General features: G+C 51.8%; 11 protein-coding genes. 9 read left to right on the forward strand and 2 right to left on the reverse strand.

What is annotated here, in order from left to right; genetic code table 11:
- Window positions 1-23 precede the first annotated feature (23 nt).
- The 9 genes from ligA (at window position 24) to QT397_11515 (ending at window position 10,542) form a co-directional block, all read left to right on the forward strand.
- Complete coding sequence (gene ligA, locus QT397_11475; protein WNZ57917.1) at window positions 24-2,075, forward strand: NAD-dependent DNA ligase LigA; 2,052 nt, start codon at window positions 24-26, stop codon at window positions 2,073-2,075.
- A gap of 177 nt (window positions 2,076-2,252) precedes the next feature.
- Window positions 2,253-2,687, forward strand: coding sequence for a hypothetical protein (locus QT397_11480; GenBank protein WNZ57918.1), 435 nt, complete (start codon window positions 2,253-2,255; stop codon window positions 2,685-2,687).
- A gap of 252 nt (window positions 2,688-2,939) precedes the next feature.
- On the forward strand, window positions 2,940-3,386 hold the full coding sequence (locus QT397_11485) for a DUF4399 domain-containing protein (GenBank protein ID WNZ57919.1): 447 nt from the start codon (window positions 2,940-2,942) through the stop codon (window positions 3,384-3,386).
- Window positions 3,387-3,444: 58 nt separating this feature from the next.
- Window positions 3,445-4,830, forward strand: a complete 1,386-nt coding sequence (locus tag QT397_11490) for a class II fumarate hydratase (protein WNZ57920.1) — start codon at window positions 3,445-3,447, stop codon at window positions 4,828-4,830.
- Window positions 4,831-5,091: 261 nt separating this feature from the next.
- Window positions 5,092-5,292: a hypothetical protein gene (locus tag QT397_11495; GenBank protein ID WNZ57921.1), complete on the forward strand. Its 201-nt coding sequence runs from the start codon at window positions 5,092-5,094 to the stop codon at window positions 5,290-5,292.
- Window positions 5,293-5,295: 3 nt separating this feature from the next.
- On the forward strand, window positions 5,296-6,366 hold the full coding sequence (locus QT397_11500) for an AraC family transcriptional regulator ligand-binding domain-containing protein (protein ID WNZ57922.1): 1,071 nt from the start codon (window positions 5,296-5,298) through the stop codon (window positions 6,364-6,366).
- 178 nt (window positions 6,367-6,544) lie between these two features.
- Entirely contained in the window at window positions 6,545-8,338 is a 1,794-nt protein-coding gene (locus QT397_11505) for an acyl-CoA dehydrogenase C-terminal domain-containing protein (protein ID WNZ57923.1), read from the forward strand.
- 81 nt (window positions 8,339-8,419) lie between these two features.
- Window positions 8,420-8,755, forward strand: a complete 336-nt coding sequence (locus tag QT397_11510; GenBank protein ID WNZ57924.1) for an SCP2 sterol-binding domain-containing protein — start codon at window positions 8,420-8,422, stop codon at window positions 8,753-8,755.
- Between the two features lie 149 nt (window positions 8,756-8,904).
- Window positions 8,905-10,542 (forward strand): AMP-binding protein, encoded by a 1,638-nt coding sequence (locus QT397_11515; protein ID WNZ57925.1) that lies wholly within the window; start codon window positions 8,905-8,907, stop codon window positions 10,540-10,542.
- Between the two features lie 183 nt (window positions 10,543-10,725).
- Here QT397_11515 and QT397_11520 read toward each other — a convergent pair whose 3' ends face one another.
- Together QT397_11520 and QT397_11525 are read right to left on the reverse strand one after the other, a co-directional pair.
- On the reverse strand, window positions 10,726-12,477 hold the full coding sequence (locus QT397_11520; GenBank protein ID WNZ57926.1) for a M28 family metallopeptidase: 1,752 nt from the start codon (window positions 12,475-12,477) through the stop codon (window positions 10,726-10,728).
- Between the two features lie 244 nt (window positions 12,478-12,721).
- Window positions 12,722-13,921: a phosphatidylinositol-specific phospholipase C domain-containing protein gene (locus tag QT397_11525; GenBank protein WNZ57927.1), complete on the reverse strand. Its 1,200-nt coding sequence runs from the start codon at window positions 13,919-13,921 to the stop codon at window positions 12,722-12,724.
- Window positions 13,922-14,159: the final 238 nt, after the last annotated feature.

A 14,159-nucleotide genomic window follows, 5' to 3' on the forward strand; every position in this document is an offset into this window, starting at 1 on the left:
ATTTTTATTCACTCGAATTGCCGATGACTCATCAAACTATTTCCCCTCAAGTGCGCGAGCGTGTTCAGGAATTACACGAAATCCTCCAGCGTGCGAATCACCAATACTATGTGCTTGATGATCCCGAGTTGCCGGATATTGAGTACGACCGGCGCCTGCGCGAGTTGCAGGACCTGGAAAGTGAATTCCCTCAGCTACTGACACCGGATTCTCCCACCCAGAGGGTAGGCGCAGAGCCGCTCTCCTCTTTCCAGGAGGTTCGCCACGAGGTGGCGATGTTGTCTTTGGATAACGCCTTTAATGATGAAGAGTTGCTGGAGTTTGACCGCCGGGTGTGTGAGCGCCTCAACAGTAAAGGGCCAGTGGAATACGCCTGTGAACCCAAATTAGACGGTATCGCTATCAGCCTTTTATATCGCGACGGAGTACTTGAGCGAGCGGCAACGCGAGGGGATGGCACGACGGGTGAGGATATCACCCAGAATGTACGCACCGTGGGATCTGTACCTCTGCGTTTGCGTCAAGCAGATGGTATTGAAAAGTATCCGGGTGTATTGGAGGTCCGCGGCGAAATCTATATGCCGAAAGCGGGCTTTGCCGAATTGAATCGCAAAGCGGCTGAGGCGGGCGAGAAGCTTTTCGTAAATCCTAGAAATGCCGCTGCCGGTAGTTTGCGTCAATTGGACTCCCGCATAACAGCGCAGAGACCGCTGGAATTGTGTGTGTATGGCACTGGCCTTGTAGAGGGCGGTGAGCTGCCGGAAAAGCACGTTGAGACTTTGCAGCTGCTGGGACATTGGGGCTTCCGTACAAACCGAGAGATGCGCGTCACTAAGGATATTCAGGGCTGCATCGACTACTACCGGGAAATCGGCGAGAAGCGCGAGGACCTCGCTTACGATATTGACGGTATTGTTTTTAAGGTCAACAGTATTCCCCTGCAGCGCCGTCTCGGTTTTGTTGCCCGCGCACCCCGTTGGGCCATGGCCTATAAGTTTCCTGCTCAGGAGGAAATGACTGAATTATTGGATGTTGAATTCCAGGTGGGGCGCACCGGTGCGGTTACCCCGGTTGCTCGCCTGCAGCCGGTATTTGTCGGCGGCGTTACCGTTTCCAATGCAACTCTGCACAATCGAGATGAGATCGAGCGCCTCGGCGTACAGGTGGGTGATACCGTCATTATTCGCCGTGCCGGAGATGTTATCCCGCAGGTGGTTTCTGTAGTGGAGAGCAAGCGCAAGCCGGGTGGCCACGCTATTGAATTCCCCACGCATTGCCCGGTATGCGGCTCGCCGGTGGAATCCACGCCTGGTGAGGCGGTGGTCCGCTGTAGCGGCGGCCTGATTTGTAGTGCCCAGCGCAAGCAGGCCATCAAGCATTTCGCTTCGCGCAAAGCAATGGACATTGATGGGCTGGGAGACAAGCTGGTAGAGCAGCTGGTAGATGAGGACTTGTTACACTCGGTGTCCGGGCTCTACCACCTCACTTTGGAGCAGGTGGCGGGACTTGAGCGAATGGGGCAAAAGTCTGCCCAGAACCTCCTCGATGCACTGGAGCGCAGTAAAGAGACCACGCTGCCTAAATTCCTCTATGCCCTGGGTATCCGGGAAGTGGGTGAGGCTACAGCGCGCAATTTGGCGCGGCACTTTGGCGAATTGAATCCGCTAATGTCGGCAGATGTCGAGGCTTTGCAGGAAGTTGAAGATGTGGGCCCAGTGGTCGCTCATTTTGTTGCTGAGTTTTTTCAGCAACCTCATGCCCAAGAAGAGGTGGAGGCACTGCAGCAGGCGGGTGTGCATTGGCAAGCGGAAGAGAGTGACGAGCAGGATCAGCCCCTGGCAGGGGAAACCTGGGTGCTCACCGGCAAACTGGAAACCCTGTCCCGCAGTGAAGCAAAAGACTACTTACAGAGGCTGGGTGCGAAAGTCGCAGGAAGTGTTTCCGCCAAGACCGGCACTCTGGTTGCTGGGCCAGGCGCTGGCTCAAAATTGACCAAAGCGCAGGGGCTAGGTATCACAGTTATGGATGAAGAGGCGCTTCTGGATATGCTGCGCGAAAGGGGCTTTGAGATTTAGTTCTGGTATTTTAGGCGGGGCACCATTAGTAACTGAATAGCCGAACTTTTGAGCACTTTGCAGGTTCGTGTTTTGTTTTGTGGCTTTCTGGTCGCTTCGCCGTTAAAGTTGATGCCTTAGATCTGTTTTGCCCTGGGTACCTGATGTCCAGTGGCACTGTGGTAAGGAATGGAATTAATGCTTCAGGGCGATCAGGAATCCATCGTTTACGGATGTATCAAAGACAGCAATAGCCTCGCTGGCGGCAGCGATCGGCGTAGGGTGAACCGCAATGCTGTGCTCGCTCTGCCCAGTGCTGACGAATGGCCATTCCTGTGCCGGGATATGTTTGCTATTCCCACCATTAAGGTGAAGCAATCCCAGTACCAAACCGATGTTATCCACTTTGGCGCTTCCTATCGGGCGGTAGAATACGAGTGGGATTTGTGGATACAGAAGTTTGAAGAGTTGTTGAAGAGTATGTATTGGGTTTCGGCAACTGTGCATTTGGAAACTGAGCTTTCCGGCGTTCACTCTTTCAGCTGGGAATCCGCTGGCCTCTATCACGAGCCGGGCAGCGGCGATATGCAGGTTCGCTGCGAGTGGACCCAAGAGGGTCGGGTGAGTATCTGATTTTTGTGGCCCGGTTGGTCCGGGCCCTCTCTTGCCTAATTGCCGCAAAGCAGATTTAAATAAGCAGCCCTGTCACAAATCCTATCTCTCTTTTTCTTTCCGCAACTATATTCCCTGATAGTCTCTGGAACTGAAACTTTGGTCTGTTAAAGTGTCTTTGCCGAACGGTACCAAGGTGCCGCGGCCGAGAAGCTGTAAAGCCAGATTATAAGAATTGGCGCGATCTGGGCGCCCTATCAGGAAGGAATACACATGATTAAATCCAGTTCTCTGCTGTTTGCCAGCGCACTGATGTTGTCGCCGCTGTTACATGCGTCTGAGCACGAAAGCAAAATGGATATGAGCAGTAAGGCCCCAGCAGATGCCAAGGTCTATATTATCTCGCCGAAGGATGGAGAGAAGGTGCCCCAGACATTTACGGTGAAGTTTGGTTTGTCTGGTATGGGTGTGGCACCGGCGGGTACCAATCAAGAGAATACCGGCCACCATCATCTGCTGATTGATGTGGATGATATGCCGGATATGAGCAAGCCTTTGCCGGCGAGTAAGAACATCATTCACTTTGGTGGCGGGCAAACCGAGACTCAAGTTACCTTGCCACCGGGCAAGCATACGCTACAACTGGTTCTGGGCAACTATATGCATGTGCCACATAAAGAGCCTGTGATGTCCAAGAAAATTACCGTCGTGGTCGAGTAGGGCTGCAGCGGCTAAATAACCTTCTGTCGATGCATTAAGCGCATCTGGGGAGAGTGAAATGGGTGGCGAATTCCGCACTGAAAAGGACAGCCTGGGCGAAGTTCAGGTGCCGACTGAGGCGATGTATGGCGCGCAAACCCAGCGCGCCGTGGAGAATTTTCCTGTCAGTGGTCACGGCTTGCCGGCAGAGTTTATCCGCGCCATTGTGCTGATAAAGAAATCTGCTGCGGAGGCCAACCGGGACTTGGGGTTGCTGGATAAAGCCCAGGCTGAGGCCATTATCAATGCCTGCGACAGTCTCGGTGATGAGGAGTATGCCACTCATTTTCCCGTCGATATTTACCAGACAGGTTCTGGTACCAGCTCAAATATGAATGTTAACGAGGTGCTCGCTCACCTGGCAGAAAAGCACAGTGATCAAACCATCAGCCCCAATGATCACGTGAATATGAGTCAGAGCAGTAATGACGTGGTTCCGACCGCGATTCATGTGTCCGCCCTGCTTGCAGTGCGCGACACCCTGCTGCCTGCGTTGCGCCATTTGCACACTGGCTTGTGCGACAAGTCCACGGAACTTGAAAGTATTGTAAAAACCGGCCGCACCCATCTGATGGATGCAGTGCCTATGACAATGGCGCAGGAAGTTGGAGGTTGGGCTGCACAAATAGAGGCGTGCCGGGAGAGGATTCGCGCGGTAATGCCTCGGCTTGCCCAGCTGGCTCAAGGCGGAACGGCGATTGGCACCGGGCTCAATGCTCACCCGGATTTTGCCGAGCTGTTTGCACAAAAAATCAGCGCCCACACATCTCATCAGTTTCGCCCGGCAGAGAACTTTTTTACCGCAATTTCCAGTCAGGATACGTCGGTGGAATTGTCCGGGCAGCTCAAGGTGTTGGCAGTTTCCCTGATGAAAATTGCCAATGATTTGCGTTGGATGAACAGCGGTCCGCTTGCTGGCCTCTCCGAAATCGCCCTGGAGGCCTTGCAGCCAGGGAGCAGCATTATGCCGGGCAAAGTGAACCCGGTTATTGCTGAATCAGTTACTATGGTTTGTGCCCGGGTGATGGGTAATGACACCACAGTGACCGTGGCGGGACAGAGCGGCAATTTTCAATTGAATGTTATGTTGCCTTTAGTAGGCAGTACGCTGCTGGAAAGTATTAACCTGCTCGCGAATGCATCGACCCTATTGGCTGATCGAGCCGTTGCCAGTTTCGCGGTGAATCGGGCGCATATTGAGGGAACCCTGGGCCGCAACCCCATTTTAGTGACCTCCCTTAACCCAGTGATTGGCTACCTGAAAGCGGCGGAGATTGCCAAGGCCGCCTATGCCAGCTGTAGGCCAGTGCTGGATGTTGCTGTTGAAATGACGGACCTGGATAGAGAAACGCTTGAGGAATTGTTGGATCCCGCCCATTTGGCCAAGGGTGGGCTGATCAGCTAGGGGCAAAAAAGGCGATTCCCAACAGTATTAACGATATAATGGCGGTCAGGCACATAAGCCAGTGCAAAAGCCTTAACAGCGTGGCTCGATCCTCTGGTTCCAGCATTCTTCTGCTCATTGGTGCCTCCTGCGGCGTTGACAGGAACCGGCCAATCCCTCACGATTCGACGCCGCGTCGGTACTGGGTGCCGACAATACAATGGTAGCGCCACAAAATGTGGCAGTCTCACCTGTTTTGAAAATCAATGTATCCAGATCGTCATGGCTAAAAGAAGTCGCCGCTCCTTTATTACCAGTGTCCTCGCCTGTGTCGCCTTTGTAGTGGCGGCAGTCTACAGCTGGGACCTGCCCGTTAAGGATGTTGTCACCTATTTCATTCTTCTGTTGGTGATATTACTTGTCATCATTGCTCTGGCGTTTGGGTGCGGGGCTTTATTGAATTGGTTGCGCAGGCGTAAATAATAGATGGCGTCAACGGAAGAGGATATTCGCATCCCTATCGCCTACCTCGAGCGACTGCTCGAAGAGGCGACCAAGCATGGGTGTGATCGCAAGGAGCTTTTAGCTTCTGTCGATATCGATGAGTCTGAATTGCAGGGCGTATCCGCATTTTCAGCAGTGAAGTACGGCCGCTTGTACCAGCGCGTGATGTGGCTGGCGCAAAATGAGTGGTTTGGCATGCTTAGCGGTGGAAGGGTCCGTTCCGGGTCTTTTCGTTTGTTGTGTCTGGCGGTGGTGAATTGTGCAACCCTACGCCAGGCGATTACGCTCTGTGCCGAATTTATGGAAATCTGCCGAGGTTTTAAGGTGAAGCCGGTACTCGGAGAAGGTGGCCATGGGCGCGAGCGGGTTGAAATTTGCGGGATCAGTTCGCTGGGCAAAGGCGAATTTGAGCAGCTGCTGAATAACACGAGCCCCAGTGTGGTGCGTACAACCTTAGCGGTTTGGCACAGGTTTTATTGCTGGCTGGCAGGGCGGGAGATTCCGCTGGCCAGGCTGCACTTTTCATTTGCTTGCCCAGAAGAGTTTCGCAGTCTCGCGCAGAGTGAGGCCAATGAGTTGTTATTTGAGCAGCCGTTTAATGCGCTCGAATACGATACCCGCTACCTGGAATACCCTGTGGTGCAAAGCCCGCAGATGGTTGAGGACTTTATTCGCACCGCTCCTTACCACCTGGTGATTAGCGACGGCAGTGCCAATAGTATCAAGACCAAAGTGAAAACCATTTTGAACCGGGACGTGAGTGAGTCCATGCCTGCCGCTGAGGCGGTGGCGGAGAGGCTCAATATGTCGGTCACCACGTTGCGACGTCGCCTTCAGCAGGAGGGTACCTCCTACCAGAAGCTCAAAGACGAATGTCGGATGGAAGCGGCTTTTCACTACCTCAGCTGCCCGGATCTTTCCAATGGGCAGATCGCAGAGATGCTTGGGTTCGATGAATCCAGTGCTTTCTTCCGCGCCTTCAAAAAATGGACGGGAATTACGCCAGGCGAGTATCGCCGGGGTGGTCGCGCCGCAGCTGGCCTGGATATTTGACTGGGCCAGTCACCTTTTTTCATCCTCTCGCCTCGATTTGTCACCGCTTTGGACGGGTTTGGCCATAGAGGGGGCTGCTCGCTTACTACTATGATGAACCAATCTTAGAAATTAGTCATAAATATGACTGGATGGTTTTGCCTCCGGTCCCAAACATAAGCGAATTGAGGTTATCAGGATGACCGATATCAAAATGCCACTGCGTGATTTGCGTTTCGTAATGCGCGAGATGCTGGACTCAGAAAAGCATTATGAGTCACTTGGATATGAGGAGGCTACTCCTGATGTCGTGGATGCCATCCTGGAAGAGGGTGCAAAGTTTTGTGAAAACGTTATTGCACCGCTGAACCAAATTGGCGACCAGCAAGGTTGCACCTGGAAAGACGGTGAAGTTACTACCCCGGAAGGCTTTAAAGAAGCCTACCAGCAGTTTGTAGAGGGTGGCTGGGCTGCACTGCCTCACGATCCTGAGTACGGTGGCCAGGGCCTGCCGCCCTCGCTCGGCACTATCATGAGCGAGATGGTTGGTACCGCCAACTGGTCCTGGGGCATGTACCCCGGCTTGTCCCACGGTGCGATGAACACCCTGGAAGAGCACGGTACTGAAGAGCAAAAGCAGGTTTACCTGACCAAGCTGGTTGAAGGTAGCTGGACCGGCACTATGTGTCTGACCGAGCCTCACTGCGGTACCGATCTGGGTATTTTGCGCACCAAGGCCGAGCCGAATGACGATGGCTCCTACGCGATTACCGGCACCAAGATCTTTATCTCCGCCGGTGAGCACGACATGACTGACAACATTGTTCATATCGTACTCGCCCGCTTGCCAGACGCACCTGCTGGCACCAAGGGTATCTCCCTGTTTATCGTACCCAAGTTCCTGCCGAACGCTGACGGCTCTGCCGGTGAGCGCAACGGTGTGGTATGTGGTTCCCTCGAGCACAAAATGGGTATTCACGGCAACGCCACTGCAGTGCTGAACTTTGACGGTGCTAAAGGCTTCCTGATCGGCGAGCAGAATAAAGGCCTGAGCTATATGTTCACCTTTATGAACACTGCGCGCCTGGGCACTGCTCTGCAAGGCCTGGCTCACTCCGAGATCGGTTTCCAGAAGTCCCTGGCTTACGCAAAAGATCGCCTGCAAATGCGTTCTCTGTCCGGCGTGAAAAACCCGGAAGGCCCGGCTGACCCGATTATTGTTCACCCTGACGTGCGCCGCATGCTGATGACCCAGAAAGCCTTCTCTGAAGGTGGTCGTATGCTGGTTGTTAAGTGCGCACAGCTGGTTGATATCACTCACAAAGGCGATACTGACGCGAAGAAAGCCGCTGACGATATGCTGGCTTTCCTGACGCCGATTGCAAAAGCATTTTTGACAGAAGCCGGTTTTGAATCTGCCAACCTGGGTATGCAGTGTTTCGGTGGCCACGGTTATATTGCCGAGTGGGGCGTGGAGCAGAACGTACGTGATGCGCGTATCTCCACTATCTATGAAGGCACCACTGGTATTCAGGCTCTGGACCTGTTGGGTCGTAAGGTTCTGATGACCCAGGGTGAATTGCTGCGCGGTTTCACCAAGCAGGTTCACAAATTCTGCCAGGCGGAAATTGATAACGAAGCACTGGCGCCTTTCGTTGCTAAATTGCAAGAACTTAACAAGCAGTGGGGCGACCTGACCTTGCACGTTGGCGGCAAAGCTATGGAAAACCCTGACGAAGTCGGTGCTGCTTCTGTAGATTACCTGATGTTCTCCGGTTACACCGTACTGGCCTTCCTGTGGGCACAGGCGGCTAAAGTTGCCAATGAAAAACTGGCAGCGGGCACTGGAGAAGAAGATTTCTACAAGGCGAAAATTACTACCGCGCGTTTCTTCTTCGAGCGTATCCTTCCTCGCACTTCCAGCCACGCAACGTCCATGTTGAGTGGAGCAGGCAACTTGATGGAATTGGATGCCGAGCATTTTGCATTCTGATCCCGCTCTGAAATGAAAACCGCCGGCAAATGCCGGCGGTTTTTTTGTGAGTAATAAAGCGGCTTAAACGGAGAATTTCCGATGCAATTGCCGGATTCAGTTCAAGAGCGCCTGTGTCACTTAGCTTGTTCGTACCCGCTGGCTCGGGTACAGTTCCGGCTGCCAGATGCCTGTGACTTCTATGTTTATGTCACCGAAGTATCTAAAAATTACAAAGTGATTTCCGAATTTGGTCAGACTGATAATCCAGAACTAACATTGGAAATGGAAAACAGCACTCTCAGTGCTATATTGGACGGTCAATTAAGTGGGCGTCACGCCTTCCTTTTGGGGGATGTTCAATATTCTGGAAATCGCGAGTTGGCCGCAGCATTGGCAGGTTTATTTCCTGCGAATAGTGAAGAGGGAGATCGGTAAAGAGAGGTTTTAAACCTTCTTTTTCACCGTCTCAAAGATACTACAAACAATAAATAAATTCTCGCTCGCCCAGAGATATGGCAGCTTTCGCCTATGGAGACGGAAGGTGTGGGCAAGCGACGACAACAATCAGGAATGGGAGAAGAGAGTTGGACATTGATCGCAGCATACTTGATGTCTTTAAAGGCGCTTGCGCCAAATTCGGTGACCGGCCGGCTTTCACATGCCTGGGGCGTACACTTTCAATCAATGATATTGACACGCTAAGTGGAAAATTCGCCTCTTATTTACAAAATCATACCGACTTGAAGCCCGGTGATCGCATCGCTGTCCAGCTGCCCAACGTGCTGCAGTACCCAGTAGTTGTTTTTGGTGCACTGCGCGCAGGTTTGGTTGTAGTAAATACCAATCCGCTGTACACGCAGCGCGAGCTTAAGCACCAGCTGAATGATTCAGGGGCCAAGGCTCTGGTCGTACTGGCGAATATTGCCGATACCGCTGCTGCGGTGGTTGCTGAAACCGATGTAAAACAAGTTATTGTTACTGAGATTGCGGACCTGCACAGTCCGCTGAAGCGTACCTTGATCAACAGTGTGGCGAAGTACGTTAAGAAAATGGTGCCCGAATTTTCGTTTGCCAATGAAGTTAGCTTCCGCGATGCAATGGCAAAAGGCGCTGAGCGTCCTCATAAGGATGTTGAGCGCACCAAAGAAGATATTGCAGTTCTGCAGTATACCGGCGGTACTACCGGGGTTGCCAAAGGGGCAATGCTGACTAATGGTAATCTGGTAGCGAATATGGAGCAGGTTCGTATCGCATTTGCCAGTGGTATGAAAGAAGGTGAGGAGTTCTATATTGCACCTTTGCCTCTTTACCATATCTACGCATTTACCATCCACTGCATGTGCCTTTTCTCCACGGGCAACCACTCGTTGTTAGTGCCCAACCCGAGGGATATTCCGGGTTTTGTGAAGATGCTGAAAGGCCTGCGTTTCACTGGATTTGTTGGGCTCAATACCCTGTTCAATGGCCTGATGCGCAACAAGGATTTTGCTGAACTGGACTTCAGCAAATTGCACTCAACAGCTTCTGGTGGCATGGCGTTAACTCGCGATACGGCTAAGCGCTGGGAGGAAATGACCGGCTGTATGATCATGGAAGGTTACGGTATGACTGAAACCTCCCCGGTTGTTTCATTTAACCCTACTGATGGTGTTCAGCTGGGCACGGTGGGTGTTCCTGTTCCCGGCACCGAGGTCAAGGTTGTCGACGAGAATGGCAATGACCTGCCAAACAACTCTCCTGGCGAGCTGTGCGTGCGCGGACCTCAGGTGATGAAAGGCTACTGGCAGCGTCCGGAAGCGACAGCGGATACCATCGACAGTGAAGGTTGGTTGAATACCGGCGATATGGCCGTTATTCAGGATGATGGTTACATCAAAATCGTAGATCGCAAGAAGGACATGATTATTGTATCCGGCTTCAATGTATATCCCAATGAGATTGAAGACGTGATCAGCGCGCATCCGAAGGTCACTGAAGCTGCCGCTATCGGTATCCCGGATGAGAAAAGTGGTGAGCAGGTGAAGCTCTTCCTGGTGAAGGCTGATCCATCTTTGACCGAAGATGAAGTTGTCGCCTACTGCCGTGAGCATATGACGGCTTATAAAGTGCCGAAGCATGTGGAGTTCCGTGAGGACTTACCCAAAACTAATGTGGGCAAAATCTTGCGCCGTGAACTTCGCGATGAAGAGTTGAAAAAGCTTGAGGCTACTAGCGCTGCTTAAGTCGCTATTTAGCTAAAGAGTTCAACCGCATAAAAGGCCCTGCTGGAGACAGTGGGGCTTTTTTATTGGTTTCGATTCACGGAGAGGCACCTGCAGCTAATGCAGGGTTGATGTTTGGGGAGGGAAATTTGGTGACACCGAGGAGGTGCCACCAAGGAAAAGCGGGATGTTTATCCTGCTTGGTTATTTGCGGCTTTCGGCACTGGCGTCGCGAATAGCGCGGAACTCATTGCCTTCATACCAGTTGGGCCAGTCGCGGCTGTTTGCCAGCTTCAGGCCCAATTGCAGGCCCAGCTGCAAATTCATAGCGGCGCCTTTCAGGTTCCAGTTGGGGTCGTACTCATCTCCCGGCTTGTGGTAGTGCTGGCTGAGATATTCCTTGTCCTTGGATTGTGCCCACTCCCGGCCGTGCTCATGGTTTTCGCTACCGGAATCAAAATACAGCATTGGCACGCCTTCTTTTGCCAGGCTGAAATGATCTGAGCGATAGAAGTAGCCGCGTTCCGGGTGCTCTTCAGCAGCCAGATAGCGGCCCTGTTTTTTGGCGGCTGCTTCTAAGAGATTTTCCAGCTCGCTGCTGCCGAAGCCAACGACGGTGATGTCTTTGGTGGGGCCCAAGACATTCATAGCGTCGAAGTTAAAGCCGGCAACCGTCTTTTCCAGAGGTTCAACTGGGTTAGCGGCATAGTATTTGGAGCCAAGTAAACCGGACTCTTCAGCAGTTACTGCAACGAATACCAGGGAGCGATCAGCTTGATCCTCTTTCACTGCTTGGGCTGCAAGAGCAAGTAGTCCAGCGGTGCCGGTGGCATTGTCCACTGCGCCATTGAAGATATGGTCTTCGCCAGAAGCGTTTCGGTTGACCCCTAAGTGGTCCCAGTGGGCAGTGTAAACAATGGTTTCATCTGCGTACTTTTTGCCGGGTAACTTAGCAATAACATTGCGAGAGTTGGACTTCTCAAGGCTGTTGCTGAGTTCGATGCTGGCTTTGAGTTCCAGTGACTTAGGCTTGAATCCAGATGCTTTTGCCGCTGCCATTTCTTCGGCCAAGTCGAGACCTGCTGCCTGGAACAGATCCTTCGCTGCCTGGTTGGTGATCCAGGCCTCAATCGCCACGCGATCGATATTCTTATTTTCTGCTTCAAGGCTTACCTGGGCGCCAGACCAGGAGCCGCTCACTACTTCCCAGGGGTAACCGGCAGCGCCATTCTCATGGATAATAATGGCTCCTGCGGCGCCCTGACGGGCAGCTTCTTCAAACTTGTAGCTCCAGCGACCGTAGTAGGTCATGGCATTGCCATTAAATAGAGCCTCATCTTGGGTGGCATAGCCGGGGTCATTCACCAGAATGACTGCGGTTTTGCCTTCCATATCCAGACCTGCGTAGTCATTCCAGTTGTTTTCTGGAGCTACGATGCCGTAACCGACAAAAACCAATTCGCTTTCATTGAGGCTGGATGCGCTGGTTTGGCGCTGGGTAAACGCGACCATGTCGTCAATAGGTTTTAGAACCTGGCCTACACCCTCGCCCTGAATAGTAAGGGGAGTGGATTGAATATCCATCTCTACAATGGGGACTTCCTGGAACCAGCTGGGGTTACCGTCGGAATCTACGGCACCAGGGGTAAGTCCGAGCGCCTTAAATTGCTCTGCCAGATAGTTTACCGTCAGCTCCTCACCTTTACTGGCGGGAGCGCGGCCTTCGAATTCATCGGAGGCCAATACGGCGACATGCTTGTGCAGGTCGGCAGCGACAGTATCAATTTGAGCCTTCTCAGCGGCTTCCAGATTGAGCTTTTCAGTGCTGTGCTCGATATGTTCTTTATGGGAGTGCGCTTGTGAGCTGACTTCTTCGTTGCCCTTGCTACAACCGCTGATAACACCGCCGATGGCTATAGCCAAGCCAAGGCGGCGCCAGGTGGTAGGAATTCGCATAATTTTGTCCTGACAGTCTTGTTAGGAGGCAGATTATGCCTGATCTTGTCTTAACTAACGATATATCAGCGATCAGTGGAGAGTAGAGTGTGGCTGGGCCCAGAGCTATATTCCCGTTTTGGTAATTTAGTTGAATATGGTGACAGGGTTTGTGTTTGAGAGGTTTCAATAAAACTCGCCTTGGATAGGAGGCTCGGGCTTAGCCTCCTATCCAGCCTAAACCCTCAAGTCGAGATTTTTGAGGTTAATTGTGCTGCCACTGGCCCTCAGTTATCTGGTCCTGATAGTTAATCCATACCTTGTCATAGCCAGTGGTTTCCTTGGCGCTTTTAAGGGCTTGGTTGTCCTGGCTATTGGTGGGGGCGGAAAACACGTAGTCATTGCCCAGTGCCTGGCACACCCCGGCACCATAAGAGAATGGGCCTGTTGAGGCGCTGACCAGCCAGCTACCGTCAGCCGTGTTCTTACATGCGAAGCTATATTGGTTGCTGCAGTTGGCATCATTCCAGCGCCCGTTACCCCACTGCAAAGCGCAATCCTCATTGTTCAAGTTATTTGGCTCATTCTGATCCCATGACCAAATAGCTGCAGCGATGCGGCCATCAGTCGTATTCATATTATCGAGATTGATTATGTTGTGACCTATAGCAAAGCCATTGCGCACATCGTCGGCTGTGATTCGTTCAATACCACCGCTAAAAATTTCTCCTATAGTGCCAATAGTGGTGCTGTCTTCCCACACTCGACCGATTTCCCCTAATCCGGTGAAGGCCATGTTCTTCATGTCACCATTTCCAGAGCAGCCGCTATCTTTCCACACGACGACTTGTTTCCCTGCAGCAAGCACATCATTTTTTGTAAGGCTGCTGGGGATACTCTGGCAGCCGCCACTGTAGAAAATCTTATCCCCGAATCGATCGGTTATTTGGTTGTAGAGATCTTGATGGCGCCCATCAGAGTGGTCCTCGATATATAAAATGATGACTTCGTCCTGATTGGCGCTGTCATTTAGCCAGTCCTTTATTTCGTTAAATCCTTCAGTCGCATACTTATCATTGATACTGCAGAGCCCATGGCATAGAAGTAATCTTTTTGGGTAGGAAAAAAGGCTCTCCATTTTCGTTGTCCAATGGACATCCAGCTCTATAAAGCGAGCTCCCATGCGCAATTGATCTTTTATGGAATGCTCCTGTTGAGGGTCCAGGTAGCGGCATCCCACTGAGAAGTTACAGGCGCGATACACTTCTGAGTTGTAAGAATTGTGTGTCCCCAAAATATTGTTTTCACTCATGGGAGTGTGGTTGTCTATTTGACGCTGTAGATCCAAGGCTGTGCCTGTCCAGCTGTTTTGGAAATCAGAAATGCTATCGGCCCAAAGGGGGAGAGAGGCGAAGGAAAGTACAAATAGAATCGATAGGATCATCTGTCTGATAGTGTGTTTCATTATTTTTCTCCGGACTGAGTAGATACGCTACCTTTGCAGTAGACGCTAGTGAATATTTTTTAATTTTTATTGGTGTGTGGTGCCTTAAGGTACCGTTTTTATTATTTTTGCTTTTTACTACGAATTGGACTTTTTTGTCTATGTGAAGAGGGTTGGTTTCTTGTTGTTTTCTGGTGGCATCATAATTCTATTGATAATGGATGGGTTGTGTAGCTCTCTCAGCAATAAATTCCGATAA

The organism is Microbulbifer sp. MKSA007, from assembly GCA_032615215.1.
Classification (GTDB): domain Bacteria; phylum Pseudomonadota; class Gammaproteobacteria; order Pseudomonadales; family Cellvibrionaceae; genus Microbulbifer.

Coding starts and splice junctions, on each gene's coding strand:
- ligA (WNZ57917.1), top strand. CDS start 24: ATGACTCATCAAACTATTTCCCCTCAAGTGCGCGAGCGTGTTCAGGAA.
- QT397_11480 (WNZ57918.1), top strand. CDS start 2,253: ATGCTTCAGGGCGATCAGGAATCCATCGTTTACGGATGTATCAAAGAC.
- QT397_11485 (WNZ57919.1), top strand. CDS start 2,940: ATGATTAAATCCAGTTCTCTGCTGTTTGCCAGCGCACTGATGTTGTCG.
- QT397_11490 (WNZ57920.1), top strand. CDS start 3,445: ATGGGTGGCGAATTCCGCACTGAAAAGGACAGCCTGGGCGAAGTTCAG.
- QT397_11495 (WNZ57921.1), top strand. CDS start 5,092: ATGGCTAAAAGAAGTCGCCGCTCCTTTATTACCAGTGTCCTCGCCTGT.
- QT397_11500 (WNZ57922.1), top strand. CDS start 5,296: ATGGCGTCAACGGAAGAGGATATTCGCATCCCTATCGCCTACCTCGAG.
- QT397_11505 (WNZ57923.1), top strand. CDS start 6,545: ATGACCGATATCAAAATGCCACTGCGTGATTTGCGTTTCGTAATGCGC.
- QT397_11510 (WNZ57924.1), top strand. CDS start 8,420: ATGCAATTGCCGGATTCAGTTCAAGAGCGCCTGTGTCACTTAGCTTGT.
- QT397_11520 (WNZ57926.1), bottom strand. CDS start 12,477: ATGCGAATTCCTACCACCTGGCGCCGCCTTGGCTTGGCTATAGCCATC.
- QT397_11525 (WNZ57927.1), bottom strand. CDS start 13,921: ATGAAACACACTATCAGACAGATGATCCTATCGATTCTATTTGTACTT.